Raw genomic sequence first — 223 nt, 5'->3', positions numbered from 1 at the left:
TCGGCCGGAGCTGACGGCACAGCGCTTCACCGCCAACCCCCTCAGCCCGCCCCGTCCCGACCCGCGCGTCTACCACACCGGTGACCTGGTCAAGTGGCGGCCGGACGGGTCGCTGGAGTTCATCGGCCGGATCGACAACCAGGTCAAGGTGCGCGGCTACCGCATCGAACTCGGCGAGATCGAGAACGCCCTGACCACTCATCCCCAGGTCCACGCCACCGCT

General features: G+C 69.1%; 1 protein-coding gene. It reads left to right on the top strand.

The window, feature by feature from the left end; all coding sequences use genetic code 11:
* A partial coding sequence (locus LG395_RS41055; protein WP_225814714.1) for an AMP-binding protein occupies nucleotides 1-223 on the top strand: 223 nt, incomplete at both ends.

Source organism: Streptomyces spinosus, from assembly GCF_020400655.1.
GTDB classification, from domain to species: Bacteria; Actinomycetota; Actinomycetes; order Streptomycetales; family Streptomycetaceae; genus Streptomyces; species Streptomyces argyrophylli.
Note: the sequence above shows the minus strand (reverse complement) of the source record. Positions and strands in the feature narration are given on the sequence as shown.